The following is a 22885-nucleotide window of genomic DNA, read 5'->3' as shown; positions in this document are numbered from 1 at the left end:
AGCCGTGAACAACTACAACTTCGACTGGGCGCTTGTGTGGGGGTCGTTGCCCGACCTTATGGGAGGGTTGGCAACTACGATTCAGTTGGCGATCCTCACGATCGTCCTGGCGATGATCCTGGCCATCCCGCTCGCACTGGCCCGCATGGCAAAGATCGAAATCGTGAGATGGGCCGCCCAGGGCTATATCGAAATCTTCCGGTGTACCCCGATGCTCGTCCAGCTCTTTTGGATCTTCTACGCGCTGCCGGCGTTGACCGGAATCACGATCCCGGGATTCTGGTCCGCTCTGATCGCACTTACCGCCAACCTGACAGCCTTTATGGCTGAGGCCTACCGCAGCGGTTTCCAATCGGTTCCCGTCGAACAGGTCGAGGCCGGCCAGATGCTCCGACTGAGCCGCATGCAGCAACTTCGCTACATCATCGTTCCGCAGGCCCTGCGCCAGCAGACACCGGTGATCCTGTCCCTGAACATCTCAATGTTCAAAGACACCGCTCTCGTTTCCACCATCGCAGTGGCGGACTTGATGTTCCGTTCCAACGTGATCGCGACCCAGTCCTACAAGGCCCTTGAAGTGTTCACGACGGCAGCAGTCATTTACTTCGTGATCGCCTTCCCAGTTTCCTTGATCACCAGCCACATCGAGCGCCGGTCCCTGCAACCACCGAAGCCAAAGCCCTTCAAGCGGGCCGATGCTTCGCCCGCTAACCCGATCGTCCCAGAAGGAGTCCGCTGATGACTGCCACGGCAGGCCAACAATCCACGGTCAACATCTGCGAAGCCCAGGCCGCCGGTCAGCACCACCTGGTCTCGGCCAGGGGGCTGCGTAAGACCTTCCACGAGAACAAGGTTCTCGACAACGTCGACTTCGATGTGGACTCCGGGGAAGTGGTGACCATCATCGGCCGAAGCGGTTCCGGTAAATCCACGCTGCTTCGAGTCATTGCCGGCCTCACTGAACCCGAAGATGGCGACGTCTGCCTCGACGGACGGCTCGTACGCAGCAAGGGACAGCGGACCGACGAATGGAACGCCGGAGCTTCCCTGGTTGGCATGGTTTTCCAGAGTTACACGCTCTGGCCGCACATGAATGTTTACGACAACCTCACCCTTGCACCCCGCAAGGTACTCCATATGTCCAAATCCGAAGCCTCGGACCGTGCCGCAATTGCACTCAAAGAAGTCGGCATGGAGGAATTCATCAAGGCCAACGTAAGTCAACTGTCAGGCGGCCAGCGCCAGCGCGTCGCAATCGCCCGCGCCCTCATGATGCGCCCCCGACTGATCCTGTGTGACGAAATCACCTCGGCGCTCGACCCACCAGTTGCCGCGGAAGTTCTCGGTGTCCTCACCCGGCTTAAGCACGAAGAAGGCCTGGCCATCTGCCTCGTCACACACGACATGGCCTTCGCCGCCAAGGCAGCGGACCGCGTCGTCTTCTTTTCCGAAGGAGTCATCAAGGTCAACGCCAGCCCCCATGAAGCCTTCGAAGAATGCGGCAACGCCGAGCTCAAGTCCTTCGTGGACGCCGTGCGGTTCGGATAGACCGACAAGACCCACAAGCCATCAATTCAAACCAACCAACCCAAACACGGTTCAACAAAAGGGAGAACACACACATGACCACCACGACCAAACTGCGAGGAATGCTCGTTGCGCTCGTCACCCCCTTCACCCCGGACGCATCTGAAGTCGACTACGCAGCACTGACGACCCACATCAACAACCTCATCGACGCCGGCGTCCACGGCCTCGTCCCCAACGGAAGCACCGGCGAATTCACCGCCCTGACCTTCGACGAGCGCCTCGCCGTCGTTGAAGCCTGCGTCAAGGCAGCCGACGGCCGGGTACCGGTAATCGCCGGAACCGGGGCACTCACAACCAAGGAAACCCTTGAGTACAGCAAGCACGCCGCCGAAGTGGGCGCCGCCGGCGTAATGATCGTCCCCCCGTTCTACGACTCCGTGAACGTTGACGAACTTCGTGGCCTTCTGAAGGAAGTTCACGAGGTCAGCGGGCTGCCCATCATGTACTACAACATTCCTTCTGCAAGCGGACTGACCCTTACCGCCCAGGAGTTGGCGGACCTTTCCGAGGTCCCCGGTGTCGAGTACATCAAGGACACGTCCGGCAATGCCGATGCCCTGACCGAGCTCCTGGTGAAGCATTCCGACCGCATCACTACCTTCAATGGCTGGGACACGCTGACCTTCGTCGGTATCGCGAGTGGAGCCAAGGGCTCAGTCTGGGGCGCCATCAACATTTTCCCGGAACTCGCTGTGGACCTGTGGAACGCCATTGCAGTGCGCAAGGATCTGGATGAAGGCCGGGCAATCTGGGCCAAGCTGTGGCCGATTGTCGATTACATCGACAACTTCAACTACGCGGCCGGAATCAAGGCCGGAATGAACCTTGTCGGCCGGCCGGCCGGACCGGTCCGGGCGCCGTTCAAGCCGCTGGGCGAGAATGACCTCAAGCCTCTTGCCGAACTGCTCAAGCAGGCAGGTTTGTCGGTCGTCTAATCTGACGAACCGAGCGGCTGGAAAGTCCCGGCGCGGCGGTCCTGATGGGGGAGAATAGACCCACAGGACCGCCGCATCGCTCAAAAACATATGGATACTCGGCGGGAATGCCGATGACAGATGCAGGCAAGGGGACTGAGGACATGACTGAGCCATTTCGGGTAGCTGAAGGCACGAAACTTAGCGGCCTGATCCCGGTAACAACGTCAACGAGAAGCGATGAAGCAACTCGAACCATCAGGCACGCGTTGCTGACCGGCAAACTTGTGCCCGGGCAAAGGGTCAAAGAAGTCGACCTGGCGGCAGTCCTGAACGTAAGCCGGCAAACAGCGCGTGAGGCCATGGGTGAGCTCATCCACGAAGGCACCCTCGTGCGAGAGCCCTACAAGGGCGTACGGGTTGCCGAGATTACGCCGCAGGACGTTCTGGATGTATCTGAGATCCGCCTGTACCTTGAAACCCTCGCCGCCCTGCGTATTGCGGCTCAGACCGACAGGTCAGGGCTGCAAAGGCTAAAGGAAGCTCTGGAGGTGCACCTGGCCGCGCTGGACAGCGGCGACGTTGTCACCGCCGACCTCACCCACCTGGATTTTCACCGGACCATGTATGAGGCGGCAGGAAATCCGCTGCTGGTCAAGATCTGGCCGCTGGTGGCCGCCAGGATCCAGATGGCGATATCCCTGGACCAGTCCGTCCGGCAGGACCCCGAGCGTGACCGTGAACTACACCAGCGCCTTTACGACACCATTGCTGCAGGCGACCCGGGGGCAATCAGCGCGGAGGTCAAGTACCACGTGCAGGATGCAGCCAGGGAGATTGCCCCAACGATAAACCAGCGGAAGACGCCTGGTCGACCCAAGTAAATTCATCACTCCCAGGAGACGGAGGACTCATTGAAAGGTTCCCGCCGATACGAGGACTACAACATCCGCTGTATAGAGTGGTCCAGGCTAGTGGGACTCCAGGTCATGGTGTGCCGCCCCGGCAGGGAGACCCTATGGGGGGTTTTGGACGCGGCAACTGAGGACTCAACGATCGCTTGGGTAAGCACCACGGAATACGGTCGCGTCCTAATCGACAAGTCCCTGGACGACGACGTCCGCCTCGACGAAAGGGATCACTGGATGATCCTGGCATCGGGCGTCCTTCCAGACTGGACCAGGGTAAGCACTAATAAGTAGTCCGCAATTGCCACGTGTCACCTTTGCGGCAGCCCCTTCACGGGTGCAAGTTGAGCCGGACGAATCACGTAAACTCTTTTGGAGCTTCGCTCGAAAGGATCGCTTTGGAAACTGATCGACTCGTGATCCCGGGCTCTAAGAGCATCACAAATCGGGCCCTGCTTCTGGCTGCTGCTGCCGAAGGAACCTCAGTCCTTGTCAAGCCGCTGGAGAGCGCCGATACATTGGCCTTTAGAGCGGCAGTTGAGGCGCTCGGCGCCAGGATCTCCGTGGACGGTGACGACTGGATCGTTCATGGCCTGGGGCAGGCACCGCAGACTGATGCGAACATATGGTGTGAAGACGCCGGCACCGTTGCCCGCTTCGTTCCACCCTTCGTGGCGGCGGGGCGCGGTACATTCACCATTGACGGAACCGATCAGCTGCGCCGGCGTCCGCTTGGACCTGTCGTGGACGGGATCCGGCATCTTGGAGCTCGCGTTTCCTCAGACCGGTTGCCACTCACAATCGAGGCCACCGGCCTTGCCGGCGGCGAATATGAAATCGAGGCTCATCAGAGTAGCCAGTTCGCTTCCGGTTTGGTCATGGCCGCGCCGTACGCGCAGCAGGGATTGCGGATCCGGATACCCAATCCCGTCAGCCAGCCCTATCTCGCAATGACTTTCCAGATGATGCGGGACTTTGGCGTTGAAACGGCGACGGATTCGGACACTGTTGCCGTCGCGCCCGGACGCTACATGGCCCGCCGCTACGTCATAGAGCCGGACGCATCAACCGCTTCTTATTTTGCCGCTGCTTCAGCCGTTTCAGGACGGCGTTTCGAGTTCCTGGGGCTTGGTACTGAAAGCCTCCAGGGTGACACGTCGTTCTTCAACGTGCTGGGGCGGCTGGGCGCAGTGGTCGAGTGGACAGCAAACTCAGTCACGATCGCGGGGCCGGACAAGCTGCGCGGGGACCTTGAGGTCGATATGGGCGAAATTTCGGACACCTTCATGACACTGGCTGCAATCGCACCGCTGGCTGACGGACCCATCACCATTACGAACATCGGGCATGCCCGGCTGAAGGAATCCGACCGTATCGAGGCTATGAACACCAACCTGCAGATGCTTGGCGTGCGAACCGAGAGCGGGAAGGACTGGATGCGGATCCATCCTTCTAACCCACGTGAGGGAAGAATAAACTGCCACCGGGACCACAGAATCGCTATGGCTTTCTCGATCCTTGGTCTTCGTTCCGAGGGAATCACCCTGGATGACCCACAATGTGTGGGGAAGACATTTCCTGGGTTCTTCGACTACCTCGGAAACCTTTTCCCCGAAAAGAAGCCAACGCTCCCCAACGTCAACATGTAGCTTCCATGCTGGCAAAGTAATGTCGGCAACCATCCTGCGCGCTGGGCGAAACATCAAAGGTTTCGGGCTGTCGGGCAAGTTTCCGCATCAGGCTCTAGTTGTCAGACGTCATGCCCTTTTTTCGGGACACTAAGCAGAGAAATCAACTGCTCAACGCTATCGATAGTATGGGCCCTCAATGCCCTTTCAATGGCGATTCTATCGCCGGTCCTCAGGGCCAGGACAACACACAGATGTGCGTCGTTGGCCCGCTCGGGATTGGCTCTGCCGTATCGCGGGCTGAGGCCCGGCGATCAAAGCCCACTTGACCATTGCCTTGCCCACCATCAGGCCGCCAGCTCCTGGATTAACAAGCCCTCCTGACCCAGTTGCGTCAGAGCCTTAGGAATGGTCTGGTCTCCTAACACTGAGCATTATGGAGAGCTTGGCCTCCGTCAGCGTGTCGCCCGGCCGCATGGACCCGGCAACGATGCCGCGGCGAATTTCGTTCATGATGGCGTCCCGTCTGGAGACCGATGCGGGGAAGAGACCCGGAGCGCCTCCGAGAAGAAGATTAGCTTCCTGCAACGTGCCACCGTCCGTCTCGTCGATCATGATTGCCCGACAACATTACAAACGATGGGACCATGGTGGAAGCATGTGGACGAACGCGATCCCGGCGTAAAGGCTGGAGATCCGGGGTTTTCTTGCGGCCGTCTCGGTTGAGGCCAGCTTCAACCGCCAGATACGACGAGACGTTGTGACCCCCGAGACTGCTTGGGGGTCACAACGTCTAACCTCAGGAACTTTTCCAACGCGGATGGGAAATATGCCCCTTACTGGGCCTTGAAGTAGAAGCGCTTATTAACAAATTCGCCCATTCCCAGGGGGCCCATTTCACGGCCAAAGCCGGAGCGCTTCACTCCGCCGAAGGGGAGCTCCGCGGCCTCGGCGGCGATGATGTTGACGTGCGTCATTCCCACCTCGAGCTGCGACGCGATTTTGGCTGCACGCGCGTCGTCACGGGAGAATACCGAACCGCCGAGACCGAAATCGCAGTCGTTCGCGAGCTCCAGCGCTTCTTCGTCACTGGACACCTTGAAGACAGTGGCGACAGGACCAAAAATTTCTTCACGGAAGGACGCCGACTCACGCTTCACTCCTGTAAGGACTGCCGGGGAGAAGTAGGCGCTCTGCCCTTCAACGAGCTCGCCTCCGATCTCAAGAGTTGCGCCGTCGGCCACTGCGCGCTGCACTTGCTCATTCACTTGTTCGGCGGCAGCCCGGCTGGAGAGGGGGCCGTAAGATTGTTCCGGCATGTTCAGCGGGTCTCCCGGCACAAGCCCGTCCGCGAGCTTCTTGAGTTCGGCGACAAACTCGTCGTAGATGTCGTCCATGACGATGATGCGCTTGTTGGCATTGCACACCTGGCCTGCGTTGTAGACCCGGAAATTCCATGCTTCAGCGGCGACCGCGGCCACGTCGTCGGAGTCAAGGACAATCATCGGATCCGTGCCACCGAGTTCAAGTACGGCCTTCTTGAGGTGTCGACCTGCGTGCTCGCCAATGATGGCACCTGCGCGTTCGGATCCGGTAAGCGAGACGCCCTGCACGCGGGGATCAGCAATGATATCCGCAATCTGATCATGTGATGCAAAGAGGTTCGTGTAAGCGCCGACAGGGACCCCGGCCTCTTCCATGATTTCTTGCATTACCAAGGCCGAGCGGGGGCAGATTTCCGCGTGCTTGAGCAAAATGGTGTTACCGAGCACAAGGTTAGGGGCAGCAAAGCGGGCAACCTGGTAATAGGGGAAGTTCCAAGGCATTACGCCCAGCAGCACGCCTACGGGTCGGTTTTCAACGATTGCTTTGCCTGGAATCGTGCTCGGAATTTCCTGATCGACGGCAAGGCTCGGGCCGTGAACCCCGTAGTAGCTGATGATTGAAGTCGCGAACTCAATCTCCTCGACTCCCTCCGACAAAGGCTTGCCCATTTCCTGCGCGACGATCTTCGCCAGCTCGTCCTTACGCTCTTCAAAAATTTCGGCGACTCGACGGACGATGGCTGCACGGTCTTGGATGCTCCTGTTGCGCCACTCCCGGTAAGCGGCGTCGGCATTCTTGAGGGCCTGCTCGATCTGGCCATCGGTGGCGGTCTCGAACGTCTCGACGACTTCGCCCGTTGCCGGGTTCTGAACGTGGTACACAGACATGGTGCTCCTTCTGCTATTGGTGTGATGTAGGAGGTCACTGCTTTTCAACAGCAGCGTGTATGGCGATTGGAAAACGACCCCTGGAGGGTCGCACGTCGGCAGTGTGGATGTAGTTTCAGTGCAGCTTCTTCATAGAGGTCAGCACCCGGCAAGGACGCCTTCCTCCCGCATGCCCCTCGAGCCTGCCAGCCCTCGGGCCTAGAAGCGCAAACGCATTGAGGCTTGAACCGCATAACTCGACCTCCGCCTTTGAACGCTTCTTGAGCTGCACCGTCAGCATCTGCTCATGAGGGATACCCCTATCTGTCCACGTCTTGGCATCAGCTTAGCGATATTGCTGATTGTCGTCAATCAGCAATAATGGTAGAAAGTGTCCGCAAGCCGTTGACGCCATCGCTCGCACTGTCATAATCTGCTATTGGCGATTGTCAGTCAATATACAATCCCGCGATTGGACGGTGCTGCTTTCGGCGGTCCTGTTGCCTGGAGCGCCGGTATCACATGCAATCGCGTTCTGTTGTCCTCGAGAAAGGTTGGGAAAGATGACAAGTGCTCGTCCGGGCCGCCCAACGGGGACGCTGGATCCAGATACCGGAACGCTCAACCTCCCTGCGGTTCAGACGACCACCCGATGCAACGAGACCACGGAACTGCTCAGGCGCGCGTTCCTGCGAGGGGATCTCGTGCCGGGACAGCGACTCAAGGAAGTCGAACTGTGCGCCGCGCTGAACGTCACCCGCCCAACCCTGCGTGACGCGATGGGCAAGCTCATCCACGAGGGCATCCTCCTTCAGATCCCTTACAAAGGCGTGAGCGTGGCTGAATTCAGTCACGAGGAGATTCTCGACGTCGCCGAAACCCGGTTCGCACTCGAATCCCGAGCCGCGATCCGCATCGCCAAGCAGGACAACGGGCACGGACTGGCGGCATTGCGCCAAGCCCTGCAGCATCACATCGTTGCCCTGGAAACCGGTGACGAAGTCGAGGCCGATCTGGCGCATCTCGAATTCCATCGCGTTATGTACGAGGCGTCGGACAGCCCGTTGCTTGCGCGCATCTGGCCGCTGATCGCAGCGCGGATTCAGATGGCCATCATGACGGACTATGCCGCCAGGCATGATCCTTACCGGGACAAAGAACTTCATACCCGATTGGTGGAGGTCATCGAAGACGGTGACGAAGCCGGCATCGTAGAAGAGATACGCCGGCATGTGATCGAGAGCGCAGAGGAAGTCGTGCTCGTGCACGACAAACAGAACACGGCAACGACGCCTAAGAAAACCATGGGAATAGGATGATTTCGCTATGAAGGAGAATTCGAACCCACAAGAGGTTACGAACGCCTGCGACGATTGCGGACTGCGCAGCCGCGTGTGGTTCGCAGGCAACGGGACTGCCGGCTTCAACCACAGGGCGAACCTCAAGGCCGGTGGGCACCTGGGGGAGATGTTCGATGGACGCCCTGTCATAGGCATCGCCAACTCAGCATCCGACCTGGTTCCCTGCAACTCCGGGCTCACTGAACTGGCCGAGTGGGCAGTACGCGGCGTCTTGGAAGCAGGCGGTTTCCCTCTAGTCTTCCCCACCATGTCTATTGGCGACTCCATCATGCGGCCCAGCGGCATGATGTACCGCAACCTGATGAGTATGGAACTGGAGGAGCTCGCGCGGAGCAACCCGATAGACGGACTGATCCTGCTGACCGGATGCGACAACACGGCTCCCGCCTACGTTATGGGAGCAGCCAGCACCGGCCTGCCCACCATGATGATCCACGCCGGCCCGATGCTCAGTGGCAACTGGCGTGCGCAGACACTTGCATCGGGTACGGATGTCTACCGCCTCAACGATCAAGCGCGGATGGGTGATCTCGACGCGTCGGACCTTGATCAGGCTGAGTACGGTATCTCCAGAAGCGTCGGCACCTGCAACACTATGGGCACTGCCTGCACAATGGGCGCCGTGCTCGAAGCCATGGGCCTTTCACTCATGGGAACGGCCAATATTCCCGCTGTGGATGCCCGCAAGAAGGCTGCTGCCCAGCGCACGGGACGACGGATTGTCGATCTCGTCCGCGACCAAATAGGCATTGCCGACATACTCACGCCCGCCGCGTTCTACAACGGCGCTCGGACGAATGCCGCGATGGGCGGGGGCACCAATACAACTGCCCACCTGGTCGCAATCGCCGGCCGTCTGGGCGTGCCTTTCACCATCGACGACATGGAGAAGTACAGCAGGGACGTGCCTCTGCTCGCGAACGTCAAGCCATCGGGCGAGTACCTCATGGAAGACTTCTACAATGCCGGCGGACAAGCCGCGCTGATGAACGGAATGGCCGAACTCCTCGACACGAGCGCCCTCACGGTATCCGGCAAGACCATCGGCGACGAAATCGCGTCTGCACGCATCTGGGACCCCAAAATCATCACAACACCGGACAAGCCATTCAGTACCGTGCCAGCACTTGCAGTCCTGCGCGGCAGCCTCGCGCCCCGAGGCGCGATCATCAAAGCGACTGCAGCAGATCCCCGCCTGCTCGACCACCGAGGAAAGGCAGTCGTCTTCGAGTCAATCGAAGACCTGGATGCCCGATTGGACAGCGACGACCTCGAAGTCGACGCTGACTCCGTCCTCGTGCTGCGGGGCATCGGCCCAACATCATACCCGGGCGCACCGGAGCTCGGCAACATCAAGATCCCACGAAAGCTGCTCGAACAAGGCATTACCGACATCATCCGCATCTCAGACGGGAGGATGAGCGGTACTGCGTTCGGCACGGTAGTGCTCCAAGTTACCCCTGAAGCAGCAGCAGGCGGCCCGTTAGCGCTGATCCGCGACGGGGACGTCATCCATCTCGACGTTGCGAACCGCCGGCTCGACGTAGAAGTAAGTGAGGACGAGCTAGAACAACGGCGCCGCGAATGGAGCCCGCCGAAGGACACAACCCAGCGCGGTTTCCGCCGGCTCTACATCGACCACGTGCTCCAGGCAGACGAAGGCTTCGACTTCGATTTCCTCCGCGGCTCATCCGGTGCGCCTCCAATGCTTCGCCGCCCGTACTGACCGGTCGGCCTTGACATGGCCCCTGGTGAGTCGGACTCAGTCCACCCACCAACGCCAACTCAGCGCCCATGCCAAGGTCCGCAGGGACCGACAGTCCCAAAAATCCCCCTTTGCCTGTGCTGGTATACCTCTTCAACAGCAGTCGAGAGCCGGCTTAGCCCGTTCCTGCCCATAAGTCCTCTCTTATAGTTCGGGGCCTCCCGCCCCGAGCTAGAACTTTTCATTACCTCCCATTCTGTTGCGCCGGTCTCATCTACTTGCTTTTGCCGTGCTCTCCCGACAAACCCTGCATCACAACTTTTAGCGCTTGTCAGCGCGTGCCCACCGAAGGAGCACCACCCATGACTGACGTTCTCTGGTTTTCAGACCTTGGCCTGACCGACCTCGACCAGGTCGGCGGTAAGAACGCATCGCTCGGAGAAATGGTCCGGAACCTCGATTCTGCCGGAGTCAAGGTTCCGGGCGGTTTCGCCACCACAGCTGACGCTTACAGGCGTTTCCTGGGCGAGTCCGGCCTGGATAGCCGGATCGAGGACATCCTTGAGGGTCTGGACAGCGGCGATGTGGCCGCCCTGGCCCTGACCGGAAAGCAGATCCGTGACCTGATCCGCAGCGCCCCGTTCCCCGCCGGTTTCGAGGAGCAGATCCGTGCCGCCCACGACCGCCTGACAGAACAGCACATGGGGGATGTGTCCTGGGCGGTGCGCTCCAGTGCCACGGCCGAGGACCTGCCGGATGCTTCCTTCGCGGGGCAGCAGGAGACCTTCCTGAACATTCGGGGCGTGGACAATGTCCTGCTCGCCATCAAGGACGTTTTTGCCTCCCTGTACAACGACCGGGCCATCGCCTACCGGGTGCACCACGGCTTCACGCACTCAGATGTAGCGCTTTCGGCGGGCGTCCAGCGCATGGTCCGCTCCGACGTTGGGGCGTCCGGCGTGATGTTCACAATGGACACCGAATCGGGCTTCGATGACGCCGTCTTCATCACTTCGTCGTATGGCCTGGGCGAAGCAGTGGTCCAGGGCGCTGTGAACCCCGACGAGTTCTACGTCCACAAGCCCACCCTCACTGCGGGACGGCCGGCGGTCCTTAAGCGCGGCCTCGGCGAAAAAGCCGTCCAGATGGTCTACACCGACTCCCGCGAAGTCGGAAAGACCGTGGACTTCGTCCCCGTGAGCCAGGACCTCCGTCGCCGCTTCAGCCTCACCGATGCAGAAGTTGAGCAACTCGCCCGCCACGCGCTTGCCATCGAGGCGCACTACGGCCGGCCCATGGACATCGAGTGGGGCAAGGACGGTGTGAACGGGGAGCTCTACATCCTGCAGGCCCGCCCCGAGACGGTCGAGTCCCGTAAGGCCTCGGGCACCATCTCCCGCTACACGCTGGTGGAGCGCTCGGATGTCCTGGTGGAGGGGCGGGCGATCGGCCAGCGAATCGGCGCAGGACAAGTGCGGGTGCTCACCTCGATCGACCAGATGGCCTCGTTCCAGGCCGGGGACGTCCTGGTGGCCAACATGACGGACCCGGACTGGGAACCGATCATGAAGAAGGCTGCCGCCATCGTCACGGACCGTGGCGGACGCACCTGCCACGCAGCGATCATCGCCCGCGAACTTGGCATCCCCGCCGTCGTAGGTACCGGAAACGCCTCCCGCGTCCTTGGCGACGGCTCACCTGTCACCGTTTCCTGCGCCGAAGGCGAGGCAGGCTTTGTGTACGAGGGAATCCTCGACTACACGCTGCAGGAGACCAGTCTGGACACCATGCCGCCGGCACCGGTCAAAATCATGATGAACGTGGGCACCCCCGAGCAGGCCTTCAGCTTCTCCCGGCTTCCGAACCACGGCGTGGGCCTGGCCCGCTTGGAGTTCATCATTAACCGGCAGATCGGCATCCACCCCAATGCCTTGCTGGCGGTGGCGGGAGAGATGGAACGCCCTGCCAGCCTCTCGGACTACACGGTGCGGGAGATCCGTGAAAAGACCGCCGCGTACGACGGTCCGCGGGACTACTACGTCCGGCGCCTGGCCGAGGGCATCTCCACCATCGCTGCAGCCTTCGCCCCTGAGCCTGTAATCATCCGGCTCTCGGACTTTAAGTCCAACGAGTACGCCAACCTGCTGGGTGGTCCGGCCTTCGAGCCGTCCGAAGAAAACCCGATGATCGGCTACCGGGGCGCGTCCCGGTATCTCTCGGAGTCGTTCCGCCAGGCTTTCGAGCTCGAGTGCGAAGCCCTGAAGTTCGTGCGGAACGAAATGGGCCTGACCAACATCAAGATCATGGTTCCGTTCGTGCGGACCCTGGATGAGGCCTACGGCGTGACCGAACTACTCGCCGCCAAAGGTCTCAGCCGGGGCGAAAACGGCCTGGAAATCGTGATGATGTGCGAGCTGCCCGCCAACGCACTGCTCGCCGATGAGTTCCTGGAATACTTTGACGGCTTCTCCATCGGTTCCAACGATCTCACCCAACTCACCCTGGGCTTGGACCGTGACTCGGCACTGGTAGCGGAAGGCTTCGATGAGCGAAACCCTGCGGTTACCAAGCTCCTGGAGATGGCCATCTCCGCTTGCCGCGCCAAAGGCCGGTACGTGGGCATTTGCGGCCAAGGCCCCAGCGACCACCCGGACTTTGCCGAGTGGCTGCTGGCTCAGGGGATCAGTTCCATTTCGCTGAACCCTGACGCCGTGACCGAAACCTGGCTGCGACTGGCCGCCACCAGCGACCGCACAGCGGTCTAAATGCCCGACGCCCCATGGCGGGACACCGTGGGGGCGGGCAGCACGTCCGCCCCCACGGTGTTCTTCCTTTCCGACAGCACCGGCATTACCGCCGAGACGCTGGGCAACACCCTGCTCACGCAGTTTCCCGCCCAGCACCCGGAACGCCGGACCATCCCCTTCATCACCACAGTGGAGCAGGCGCAGGAGGTGGTGGCAGTCATTGACCAGGTGGCCGCCACGGGCCCCCGGCCGATCGTCTTCTCCACCACAGTCGGTCTCGATATCCGCGCAATCCTGGCCCGGAGCCGCGGGCACTTCTTCGACCTGATCGGGGCACATATCGGCCAGCTGGAGCGGGCCCTCCACGCCTCCGCCAGCGGCCAGCCGGGCCAGGCTCACGGGGTGGGCGATGCCGTGCGGTACCGGTCGCGCATGGCGGCCGTCGAGTACGCGATCGAGCATGACGACGGCCAGTCGCTGCGCGCGCTGGAACACGCCGAACTGATCCTGATCGCCCCGTCCCGGTGCGGCAAGACCCCCACCACCATGTACCTGGCACTGCAGCACGGCATTCTCGCCGCCAACTTCCCCTTGGTGGAAGAAGACTTCGACAGCCTGTCGTTGCCCAAACCCCTGCTGCCGTTCGCGCACAAGTGTTTCGGGCTGACGTCCCTGCCCGTCCGGCTGAGCCAGATCCGACAGGAACGCCGCCCCGGCAGCAGCTACGCATCATTGCCCCAATGCACGTACGAGCTGCGCAACGCCGAAGACATGTACCGGGCTAACCGCGTACCGTTCGTGAACTCCGCGTCCATGTCCGTTGAGGAAATCTCGGCCACAGTGCTTCAACGCATGCAGTTGCACCACTGAGGTTCCCTCAACAGCAAGACTGCGCGCCCAGTCATTACCAATCTTCATTCTGTGAGAGTGAGACAGCGGCAGAGGTGACTCACAGTTCAGGGGGATCACAGGTTGGCGTATTTAATGTGCGGCGCCCATGAAGAGCGTGCTGACCTTAGGGGGAAGTGTGTTTTAGCGAAAACTCAAGGAAAAGTTCGATGTCTTTGAGCATGAGATCCGGAGTGAAGCCCGTCGCCCGATCCTCGATGAAGAACGTGCGGCCTAAGTAGCTGGTCAACATGACTCCAGCGGCAGAACGTTTGGCAAGCACGTCCACGGCTGTATGCAGGTCGTCTCTGGCGCCGGCCGTAGCCGGAAGGCCTTCCCTTAGGGCGATGATCTTAGGTGCGGAGATATTATTGTCAGCTAGTTTGAGAGCCTGGCCGGACCCGTTGGGGCCTAGGTGAAAAATGTTGTCAGCGAAAGCTCCGATCACGGGACGCACCTTGGCGAAGATCCTGGCTTCGCCCCCGATCATGACGGTTAGGGGCTCAGCGACTGATCGCTGCGGTTCGCCGATGATTGGAGCGTCAAGGTAGGAGAAGCAGCCGGCCCTTGCTGCGGCCGCCAAATCGCGAGCCGTTTGTGGGTCACTAATACTGTGGTCAACGATGACAGCACCTGGAGGCGCCCCTTCAAGAACGCCGTCTTCTGCCGCGAAAGCCGTGCGAACGAGCTGTGGCGTTGGCAAGCAAAGAAAGATTATTGATGCTCCTTTGGCTGCTTCTGCGGCGATAGCACTGCCCGTGCTCCCTGCGCGGCAAGGCAGGCAACGGCGTCTTTATCTAAATCGAAGACGGCGACGTCGTGACCGGCTTTAAGCAAGTGGGGGATAACCCGGCTGCCGATGTGGCCCAGACCTACGAAGCCCAAAACTTCAGTCATTTCTTCTTTCCCAAATAAACAATTGCAGAGATGTGTCGCATGACGGGAGGATGGTGCCTGCTTCGGTACGGCTCGTTTGCAGGAATCGCTGAGCGGGGTCTTGCCTTGAGTTGCAGCCTCAGAGCCGAACAGCTTCGAAGCCGGGGGTCGAAGGGTTCTAGTATCCGTATATGGATCGGCGCTGCGGTGCTGAGTTCAGCTCTTTGTTAGGGAGACTGCGGTATCTGGTTACGAGGGGGTGTCTCTCGCTTATAGGCTTGCGTCGCGCTCGGCAGTTGTGCCGTAAGGCACGTGCTCGCTTAGGGCAACTGTGAAGACAGTGGGACTGTGGCGGGTCACCATCACGCCCATCCATCCGTGATGCTGAGCGCTTTCCTGTGCCATTGTTACTGCGGCAGTCAGTTCTGCATCCTTGTGTTTGCCGTTTTGTACGGTCACATGAAAGTAGCGACCGGGATCTACGACTGAAATCATTTCTCGTTTCTCCGCATTGGGCTGGGTTCTGGGAGACCAGAAGCTTGGGGTCTTGTTGAGCGGTTGGATTGGCGGCATCGGGATGGTCCATGGCGGCAATCCGGCTTTCTGCTTGCCCAACGACTGAATGAATCAAACAGCAATTACCTGACCGGCTGACTGCAAGGGATGTCGTCTCCGCCAAGGGCTTCACACGACTAGTCGTCACGGCAATAAGTCGTTTTCGTCGCCATATTGCCGTGACGCTACTTGCCCCGGATGTGTCTGTGGACTGTGCCGTTGTGTCAGGAGCCCATCAGCACTTATCGATTGGAATTTGTTGTAAGTTATCCGGTGAAGGACATGACGTGCTTGATGCGCGTGTAGTCCTCAAAGCCGTACATTGACAGGTCCTTGCCGTAGCCGGAGTGTTTGAATCCTCCATGAGGCATTTCTGCTACCACCGGGATGTGCGTGTTGATCCAGACACAGCCAAAGTCGAGTGCTTTCGACATGCGCATCGCCGTGCCGTGGTCAGTTGTCCATACCGATGAGGACAGCCCGTAGGCAACGCCATTGGCTTTCTTGACTGCGTCGGCCTCATCCGAGAATCGCTGGATGGTTACGACCGGGCCGAAGATTTCTTCCTGAACGATGGCGTCGCCCTGTTCGACTCCGGCCACGACGGTTGCCTCGTAGAAGTACCCGTGTTTGCCCCAGCGTTTGCCGCCGGTTGTAACTTCGGCGTATGGAGCGAGCTCATCGACGAGCCTTGTTACGTGTGCCAGCTGGTTGGGATTATTGACCGGGCCGAAGGTCGCGTTGGGATCGTTGGGGATTCCGGTCCTGGCAGAGTCCCTGGCTTCTTTGGTGACAGCCGCGACGAGGTCGTTGTAAACCCCATCCTGCGCAAGGATACGGGTTGCCGCTGTGCAATCTTGCCCGGCGTTGACGTATCCGGCCATGACTATCGTCTTTGCGGCCGCCTGAACGTCGGCATCGTTGAAGACAACGACTGGTGCATTGCCCCCCAGCTCAAGATGTACGCGCTTGAGATCGTCCGCTGCATCACGCGCAACCTCCATTCCAGCCCTCGTTGATCCTGTGATTGACACGAGCTGGGGAGTCGGGTGCTTAACCATGGCCCGTCCGGTTCCTCGATCTCCGAGGAGCAGGTTGAAGACACCCGGAGGAAGGAACTCCGCCGCAACCTCCGCCAAAAGAATCGCGGTGGAGGGGGTTGTTGCGGCCGGCTTCAGCACTGTTGAGTTGCCCGCGGCGATAGCCGGCGCTATCTTCCAAACCGCCATGTTCAGGGGGAAGTTCCACGGTGCGATCTGGGCGACAACGCCGATGGGTTCGCGTCGAATGATGGAGGTATGGTGCGGCAGGTATTCACCGGCAGACAGGCCTTGAAGGTTTCGTGCCGCCCCGGCGAAGAACCGGATTTGATCAACTGAGAGCATGATCTCTTCTTCGGCGAGGTTCGCCCGAGGCTTACCCGTGTCCTGGCTTTCAGCGTCTGCGAATTCCTCGGCTCGCGCCTCGATGGCGTCGGCGATGCGGAGCAACGCCAGCTGGCGCTCACCGGGAGTTGTGTTCTGCCAGGTTTCGAAGCCCCGCTCGGCGGCCGCAAAAGCCCGGTCCACGTCCGCAGCAGTGGAGTTGGGGATCGACCCGTATGTTTTTTCGGTGGCCGGATCAACGAGGCTGATTTCTTCGTCTGCCTGCGGCTCGATCCAAGAGCCATCGATGAAGTTTGCATTCGTTTTCATAGTCTTGTTCCTTTAGGGCACGAGAAGCTGACGCAGGGGGGAACCGCTCGAAAGATCTTTGATAGCGGCACCTGCCTCTTCAAGGGGACGACGGGCACTGATCATCTGGTCTAGGAGGAGTTCACCGTTCATGTAGCGGTCCACGAGCAGCGGAATGTCAACTGAGGGCACAATCCCTCCGTAGTTGGCTCCGAGAATCCTCTGGTCGAAGTCCACGAGCTTCTGGGGCTCAAACGTTGCTTCTGTTCCCTGCCGCGGGATTCCAACCATGACGGCCGTTCCACCCACCCCGATTGCCGCTATGCACTGCCCGGCGGTGACGGTTCCTCCGATGGCGTCGAACGCGTAATCAACTCCGTCCGGAGCGATGCTGCGGATCATTTCCAACGCATCAGTTTCCCGTGCATTGATGGTGTGCGTGGCACCAACGACCGACGCGATCTCCAGCTTCTCATCCTGAAGATCAACGGCGATAATGATCGAAGCGCCAGCGATTCTTGCTCCCTGGACGACCGAGAGCCCAACGCCACCGCAACCGATAACGACCACTGACGCCCCGGGTTCAACCTTTGCCGTGTTCAAAACGGCCCCGACTCCGGTCGCAACGCCGCAACCCACCAAGGCGATGACATCCAGGGGCGCGTCCTTCCGGACCTTGATGGCGCCGGCGGCTGGAACGATGACCTCTTCAGCGAAGGACGACACACCCGAGTAGTGAAAAATCGGTTCACCGTTCAAGCTCAGGCGGGAGGTCCCATCATGAAGCACGCCGCCGGCCGAGACATGCTCGGCATGCAGCAGACACTGAACGGGCTTGCCCGCCAGACAGGGGCGGCATTTGCCGCAAGGTGCTATCCATGAGAGGACGACGTGGTCGCCAACCTCCAAGTTGGTTACGTCGCTGCCAACAGCTGTAACCACGCCACTTCCCTCGTGACCAAGGACTAGGGGAGTAGCAATGCCATCCCAGTCACCCTTGACGATATGCAAATCCGAGTGGCAAACTCCTGCCGCCGCTACTCGAACCCGCACCTCATTTTCTCGCATGTCGTCCAGTTGGACATCTTCGACGGTGACCGCTTGCGAGGGGTCCCGCCATACTGCAGCGCGCACTACTTCTCCAATTCAATTTGGGTGTTCTTCTTTCCCGCGCACGTAGAGCATAAAGCCTCACGGGGAAAAAGTAAGTACAAGGTTTTCTTGTTGATTACATAAGCTCGAGTTATGCCAAGGTTTTCTCGGCGAATTCCTCGGGGTGGTTTGCGGCGTACATTGGTCCGGCCTCACCCGTAGCGAGCCGCCCGCGAAGGACAAGCAGCCACCACAGCCCTGCTACGGCGACGACGCCCAGGAATACCCATCCGTTGCCGGCGAATTGCGGGAGGAGGATGAGGCCCGCCTCGATGATCAGGAAGCAGATGAGCCCGAGGATGTAGAGCGGCAAGCGCCACCGGCCGAGATCGAACGTCCCCTTTTCGGGCGCAGGGATGCGGTTGCGTTTCAGGCCGACGATCAGACCGCCCGTCTGGAGGATGTAAACGGCGAAGAAGGACAAATTGCAGACCCCCAGGAAGTAGAAGAAGGTCTGGGTGCTGAGCAGGGCCGACATTGTCAGGAGAATCGCCACCGCTCCCACGGTCAAAACAGCAGCTGTGGGGGATTTCCTGCGGGGTGCCACGTGCCGGAGGCTGCGGGAGAACGGCAGCATGTTGTCGCGGGAGAGCGAATAGATGAGGCGGGTCGCCAGCAGCACATCAGTGAGAAGGCACGCGAAGATGTTGGTCAGAGCAATGGCAATGATGATCTTCGCGAATACGGGCCCGAGTTGACCCGAGAGGATTTCACCGATAGGGAAGCCTGTGGCGTTTGCTACTGCTTCGGGGTCTTTGATGGCGAGGACGTAGACGATATACATCGTCAGCTCAATGACGAAGGAGGCCAGCAGGGCGTAGAACATGGTCTTTGGAATCACACGCCGGGCGTTCTTTGTCTCTTCAGCCACATCCGCGCTTGCCTCGACGCCGATCATCCCGAAGAAGGGACCTAGAGCCGCGACCAACCAGATGATGATGAAAGGAGTCGGGTCGTCCGTGCCGGGTTCCGTGAAGAGGACGCTGAATGGCTGATGGTTCTCCGGGACCAGCAGGGCAACGGCAGCCACAACCAGCGTGGCACCGACTGTGACGACGATTTCCAGACTGACGCCGATGTTGTTTAGGAAGGTCGTCAGACGCACGCCGTACGCCACAACCAGGGTACAGACGGTGATCACGACAACAGTGGTTAGAACCTGCTGAGTTGGGGACTGCTCCCATCCAAAGACATATCCGATGTATCCCGCAAACGTGTAGGCAACGCTTGTCGTAGCAGAGATCCATCCGATGATGGCAATGAAGCCGGTAAACCAGCCGAGATTCGATCCATTGATACGGCTTGTCCACTGGTATGCGTAGCCGGCCAGGGGCATTTTGGCCGCCAGGTCTGCGGCAATGAGTGCCCACAGGCCGAAGACAAACAAGGCCAGAAGCATGGTCCACACGAACGGGCCGCCCGCGGCGAAGTAGCCGGCCTGGAAGCTCGAGAACACAGCAGTCGTCGCACTGATGCAAGCGAAGCCAATAGCAAACGATGAGAGCCGACCGATTGAGCGATCGAGCTGGGGCGTGTAGCCAAATTCCCGGAGGCGCTGATTTTCATCTGCGTCGCTATCCGGAGCCGGCAGGACAGCCGGTCCCTGGTCGGGGGTTAGTTCCTTTTTCATACTTTTCTCCTGTGAGACGAAAGTCAGAGCCGTTGTCGCCTGTCGCCCAATGCGACTGGATGCTGGCTCCGAATCCGACTTCTTGTGTTCATACGGGCTCGCCGCCGAAGGGATAGCGGCACAGCAGCAACATCAGCCTTTTAGAAATGTTGTCAGCATCACTTCCATAGCTCAAGTACCAGATATCTCGTACTTGCCATATGCTTTACTTATGCCAAGTACTTCGGGAGAGCTTCATGGCCACTCTTAATCAACTGGAAGCATTCGTGGCAGCAGTTGCCACCGGCACCTTCACCGGCGCGGCAGCGGACCTCAAGATGAGCCAGCCGGCCATTTCAGATCTGATAAGGCGGCTGGAAGCAGAACTCGATGCCAAGCTCTTTCAGCGGGGAGCCAGGAAACTCGTCCTTACTGCCGAGGGGGAGGAGCTCCTTCCCTTCGCGCGCCAATCCGTCTTGGCTTCGCAGATGGGTGCAAGTGCCGTGCGCGCCGTTCAATCACTCGGTGGAGGCACTGCAACGTTCGGCTTGCTGCGCAATGCCGAGTTCTACCTTCGTACCGATCTGGCCAAGAACTTTCACCTGGCTCACCCAAAAGTTCGAATCCGTCTCGTCGGACAAAACAGCTGGGAGACAGCCCGCGACGTTACCAGCGGACAGCTCGACGCAGGCTTGGTGACCCTCCCCATAGATGACGAGGAACTGGACGTCTTACCCTTGGCACGAGACGAGATCGTCTATGTAACCGCCGACGAGCTCCGCGCCCAAAAGACACCTTCGATTGCCGATATCGCGGCAGCGCCGCTGGTTTTATACGATGCCCATTACGCCAAAACGGACCCCGCGCGCCGTCAGCTCAATGACCGGGCACAACTTGGCGGGTTGACTCTGGAGCCAAAAATAGAAGTCGAATACTTGTCAACGGCCTTGGCTCTTGTGGCAGAAGGTTTCGGGGACACCATCGTCTGTCGTTCGGCAGTTGCCTCTGAAGTTGAACCACGAGGACTGAAGGTCGTCTCTATGGCTGAACCGATGTACGACACCCTGGCACTCGTGAAACGTCGTGGAATGAGCCTGTCACCGGCAACCAGGGAGATGGCCAAGCTGGCGTTCTCAGCCCTGGTTGCGCACGCAAAAACAAATGCGGGCACCGTCGAACTGATTCCCATTGATGGCCATCTCCAGCGGTTTCTGGGGTAGCCTCAGCCCTGATCAGGCAGACCACGCACACTGACCGCACAATCTCAGACCCGAAAATCAACGCCTGATCGAAGCAGACTGCGCCACGCGTCCTGAACTGGGCACCTGTCCTGCAGCGGGGGACTCTCCAGAGGCCTCGGGAGGAGCCGACCGGCCCTGGATCAAACAACTGCTTTGCAGAGCCCTGAGGTCTCTCAGCACCTCGGCCACAGCTTGCGGCCTCCTGGACACGCCCGACGGCGCAGGCCCATCCGCTGCTGGCGTGCTTCGATGTCTTCTTGGGAAGGATCTGGCGGGCCGCTCCTGAGGCGGCGGAGCCGACAGTGGGTCATGAAACAGTACGGAGTGTTCAATCGAGGACATGGGGCTACTCCTTCAGACATTGAGCGTAAGTCGTCCCACCCGAACGGGCGATTAACTGGGCGCGGGTTGGCGCCTGAAGCGTCCCGGCGCTGCTGTGTCAGGCATGCTCAGATTCCCTTAATAGGCAATTCGCGAGGATGCGGTGTGTTTCTTCCAGGGATAAGAATCCATGACTGACAATGAGATCAGTGACGAAGCGACCTGACGTCATTGCTTCAGCAGCAATCCGTGAGGCTTCCGTGTATCCGATGATCGGGCTGAAGACTGTCACGAGCCCTATGCTGCTCTCAGCCATCGAGCGCAGATGCTGCTCGTGTGCTGTTATACCTGCGATGCAGTGCTCCGATAGTGAACCGACAGCCACCGTTAGGTGGGCTATCCCTCGGAAAAGGCTGCTCGCGATTATGGGTTCGAACGCGTTCAGCTGCAACTGCCCGGCTTCGGCAGCCATAGAGATGGTCATGTCATTGCCGATGATCTCGAAGGCGACCTGGTTGACGAATTCCGGTATGACCGGGTTGACTTTGCCGGGCATGATGCTGGAGCCAGCTTGCCGGGGTGGCAGAGAGATCTCAGCCAGGCCAGCCCGCGGGCCCGAGGAGAGCAGGCGCAAGTCATTGCAAATTTTCGAGAGCTTGATTGCTGTGCGCTTTAGTGTCCCTGACAACAGCACAAACGAGCCGCAATCCTGGGTTGCCTCAACCAGATTCGGAGCCGTTGTCAGGGGCAGACCGGTTAATTTTTCGAGCTTTTCCCGCGCCAAGGCGGCATAAGCAGGGTGTGCGTTCAATCCGGTTCCGATTGCCGTTGCACCAAGATTTATCTCGTGAAGGTGAACCAATGCTTCGCGAAGACGTGCGATGTCTTCTCCAACCATGACTTCGTACGAGCGGAACTCCTGGCCAAGAGTCATGGGAACCGCGTCCTGGAGTTGGGTTCGACCAATTTTGATGATGTGGTCGAACTCGCGCGCCTTCTCTGCAAACTCCTCCTGCAGTTCCAACAATGCCGCCAATAGTGACCTGCTTGCCATGATGGCGGCCAGTTTCACCGCTGTGGGGTAGACGTCATTCGTGGACTGACCCAGGTTCACGTGCTCATTAGGGTTAAGCACATCGTAGGCCCCGCGGGGGTGTCCCAGAATCTCGAGGGCGGCGTTAGCAATCACTTCGTTGGCGTTCATGTTCGTCGAAGTGCCGGCCCCACCCTGGATCATGCTGACCGGGAACTGGTCGTCCAGGGCACCGGCGATCACCAGGTCGCAGGCAGATTCGATGGCAGCGGCCAGCCGCTGAGGCAGTAGCCCGAGTTCAGCATTGCTGATCGCAGCAGCCTTCTTGACCATTCCTAATGCTCTGACCAGATCCCTATAGGAACCGACCGGCTCTGCAGGGAGCGGAAAGTTTTCAATGGCTCTGAGCGTGTGGATGCCCCATAGGACCTGCCCGGGGACATCGCGGCCCCCGAGCAGGTCGTGCTCCCGCCTCGTTACCGTACTCACCTT

General features: G+C 59.7%; 17 protein-coding genes and 1 pseudogene. 10 read left to right on the top strand and 8 right to left on the bottom strand.

The window, feature by feature from the left end:
• Positions 1 to 4 precede the first annotated feature (4 nt).
• From JYA52_RS10190 to aroA, 5 genes are all read left to right on the top strand, one after another.
• Positions 5 to 739, top strand: coding sequence for an amino acid ABC transporter permease (locus JYA52_RS10190; RefSeq protein ID WP_205653066.1), 735 nt, complete (start codon positions 5 to 7; stop codon positions 737 to 739).
• Positions 739 to 1548 (top strand): amino acid ABC transporter ATP-binding protein, encoded by an 810-nt coding sequence (locus JYA52_RS10185; protein ID WP_205653065.1) that lies wholly within the window; start codon positions 739 to 741, stop codon positions 1546 to 1548. The genes JYA52_RS10190 and JYA52_RS10185 overlap by 1 nt, the downstream gene beginning before the upstream one ends.
• A 74-nt stretch (positions 1549 to 1622) precedes the next feature.
• The gene (locus tag JYA52_RS10180) at positions 1623 to 2525 is read left to right on the top strand and encodes a dihydrodipicolinate synthase family protein (RefSeq protein ID WP_205653064.1); all 903 of its coding nucleotides are present in this window, start codon (positions 1623 to 1625) and stop codon (positions 2523 to 2525) included.
• Between the two features lie 143 nt (positions 2526 to 2668).
• Positions 2669 to 3388, top strand: coding sequence for a GntR family transcriptional regulator (locus JYA52_RS10175; protein ID WP_205653063.1), 720 nt, complete (start codon positions 2669 to 2671; stop codon positions 3386 to 3388).
• Positions 3389 to 3810: 422 nt separating this feature from the next.
• Positions 3811 to 5061, top strand: coding sequence for a 3-phosphoshikimate 1-carboxyvinyltransferase (gene aroA, locus JYA52_RS10170; RefSeq protein WP_205653062.1), 1251 nt, complete (start codon positions 3811 to 3813; stop codon positions 5059 to 5061).
• 815 nt (positions 5062 to 5876) lie between these two features.
• On the opposite strand, the gene JYA52_RS10165 is transcribed toward aroA, so the two are convergent.
• The gene (locus JYA52_RS10165; RefSeq protein ID WP_205653061.1) at positions 5877 to 7253 is read right to left on the bottom strand and encodes an NAD-dependent succinate-semialdehyde dehydrogenase; all 1377 of its coding nucleotides are present in this window, start codon (positions 7251 to 7253) and stop codon (positions 5877 to 5879) included.
• A gap of 542 nt (positions 7254 to 7795) precedes the next feature.
• Here JYA52_RS10165 and JYA52_RS10160 point away from each other — a divergent pair.
• The 4 genes from JYA52_RS10160 (at position 7796) to JYA52_RS10145 (ending at position 13915) form a co-directional block, all read left to right on the top strand.
• Positions 7796 to 8551 (top strand): GntR family transcriptional regulator, encoded by a 756-nt coding sequence (locus JYA52_RS10160; RefSeq protein WP_205653060.1) that lies wholly within the window; start codon positions 7796 to 7798, stop codon positions 8549 to 8551.
• A 7-nt stretch (positions 8552 to 8558) separates the two neighbouring features.
• Entirely contained in the window at positions 8559 to 10319 is a 1761-nt protein-coding gene (locus JYA52_RS10155) for a dihydroxy-acid dehydratase (RefSeq protein WP_205653059.1), read from the top strand.
• A gap of 341 nt (positions 10320 to 10660) precedes the next feature.
• Entirely contained in the window at positions 10661 to 13063 is a 2403-nt protein-coding gene (gene ppsA, locus JYA52_RS10150) for a phosphoenolpyruvate synthase (RefSeq protein WP_205653058.1), read from the top strand.
• Positions 13064 to 13915: a pyruvate, water dikinase regulatory protein gene (locus JYA52_RS10145; protein WP_205653057.1), complete on the top strand. Its 852-nt coding sequence runs from the start codon at positions 13064 to 13066 to the stop codon at positions 13913 to 13915. It abuts the gene before it with no gap.
• Between the two features lie 145 nt (positions 13916 to 14060).
• On the opposite strand, the gene JYA52_RS22470 is transcribed toward JYA52_RS10145, so the two are convergent.
• From JYA52_RS22470 to JYA52_RS10115, 6 genes and pseudogenes are all read right to left on the bottom strand, one after another.
• Positions 14061 to 14423, bottom strand: coding sequence for an NAD-binding protein (locus tag JYA52_RS22470; protein WP_240460190.1), 363 nt, complete (start codon positions 14421 to 14423; stop codon positions 14061 to 14063).
• Positions 14403 to 14830, bottom strand: a pseudogene (locus tag JYA52_RS22465) (NAD(P)-binding domain-containing protein); the annotation flags it as partial. The gene JYA52_RS22470 and the pseudogene JYA52_RS22465, both read right to left, overlap by 21 nt.
• 249 nt (positions 14831 to 15079) lie before the next feature.
• The gene (locus JYA52_RS22460) at positions 15080 to 15424 is read right to left on the bottom strand and encodes a hypothetical protein (protein ID WP_240460176.1); all 345 of its coding nucleotides are present in this window, start codon (positions 15422 to 15424) and stop codon (positions 15080 to 15082) included.
• A gap of 206 nt (positions 15425 to 15630) precedes the next feature.
• Positions 15631 to 17058, bottom strand: a complete 1428-nt coding sequence (locus JYA52_RS10125) for an aminobutyraldehyde dehydrogenase (RefSeq protein WP_205653054.1) — start codon at positions 17056 to 17058, stop codon at positions 15631 to 15633.
• Between the two features lie 12 nt (positions 17059 to 17070).
• Positions 17071 to 18171, bottom strand: a complete 1101-nt coding sequence (locus JYA52_RS10120; protein ID WP_205653053.1) for a Zn-dependent alcohol dehydrogenase — start codon at positions 18169 to 18171, stop codon at positions 17071 to 17073.
• A 109-nt stretch (positions 18172 to 18280) separates the two neighbouring features.
• On the bottom strand, positions 18281 to 19819 hold the full coding sequence (locus tag JYA52_RS10115) for an APC family permease (RefSeq protein ID WP_205653052.1): 1539 nt from the start codon (positions 19817 to 19819) through the stop codon (positions 18281 to 18283).
• A 236-nt stretch (positions 19820 to 20055) separates the two neighbouring features.
• On the opposite strand from JYA52_RS10115, the gene JYA52_RS10110 reads away from it, so the two are divergent.
• Positions 20056 to 21018, top strand: coding sequence for a LysR family transcriptional regulator (locus tag JYA52_RS10110; RefSeq protein ID WP_205653051.1), 963 nt, complete (start codon positions 20056 to 20058; stop codon positions 21016 to 21018).
• A gap of 460 nt (positions 21019 to 21478) precedes the next feature.
• On the opposite strand, the gene JYA52_RS10105 is transcribed toward JYA52_RS10110, so the two are convergent.
• A complete protein-coding gene (locus JYA52_RS10105) occupies positions 21479 to 22882 on the bottom strand; it encodes an aspartate ammonia-lyase (RefSeq protein ID WP_307869351.1) in 1404 nt (467 codons plus the stop codon).
• Between the last annotated feature and the right edge of the window lie 3 nt (positions 22883 to 22885).

The sequence above is a fragment of the Arthrobacter pascens genome, assembly GCF_017052465.1.
GTDB classification, from domain to species: Bacteria; Actinomycetota; Actinomycetes; order Actinomycetales; family Micrococcaceae; genus Arthrobacter; species Arthrobacter pascens.
This window is presented reverse-complemented; position numbering and strand designations above follow the sequence as displayed.

Bases quoted from the DNA above. Each gene is read 5' to 3' on its own strand.
- JYA52_RS10165 (WP_205653061.1), bottom strand. From the start codon at position 7,253: ATGTCTGTGTACCACGTTCAGAACCCGGCAACGGGCGAAGTCGTCGAG.
- JYA52_RS10175 (WP_205653063.1), top strand. From the start codon at position 2,669: ATGACTGAGCCATTTCGGGTAGCTGAAGGCACGAAACTTAGCGGCCTG.
- JYA52_RS10180 (WP_205653064.1), top strand. From the start codon at position 1,623: ATGACCACCACGACCAAACTGCGAGGAATGCTCGTTGCGCTCGTCACC.
- JYA52_RS10110 (WP_205653051.1), top strand. From the start codon at position 20,056: ATGGCCACTCTTAATCAACTGGAAGCATTCGTGGCAGCAGTTGCCACC.
- JYA52_RS10160 (WP_205653060.1), top strand. From the start codon at position 7,796: ATGACAAGTGCTCGTCCGGGCCGCCCAACGGGGACGCTGGATCCAGAT.
- JYA52_RS10145 (WP_205653057.1), top strand. From the start codon at position 13,064: ATGCCCGACGCCCCATGGCGGGACACCGTGGGGGCGGGCAGCACGTCC.
- JYA52_RS10115 (WP_205653052.1), bottom strand. From the start codon at position 19,819: ATGAAAAAGGAACTAACCCCCGACCAGGGACCGGCTGTCCTGCCGGCT.
- JYA52_RS10155 (WP_205653059.1), top strand. From the start codon at position 8,559: ATGAAGGAGAATTCGAACCCACAAGAGGTTACGAACGCCTGCGACGAT.
- ppsA (WP_205653058.1), top strand. From the start codon at position 10,661: ATGACTGACGTTCTCTGGTTTTCAGACCTTGGCCTGACCGACCTCGAC.
- JYA52_RS10185 (WP_205653065.1), top strand. From the start codon at position 739: ATGACTGCCACGGCAGGCCAACAATCCACGGTCAACATCTGCGAAGCC.
- JYA52_RS22470 (WP_240460190.1), bottom strand. From the start codon at position 14,423: ATGATCGGGGGCGAAGCCAGGATCTTCGCCAAGGTGCGTCCCGTGATC.
- JYA52_RS10125 (WP_205653054.1), bottom strand. From the start codon at position 17,058: ATGAAAACGAATGCAAACTTCATCGATGGCTCTTGGATCGAGCCGCAG.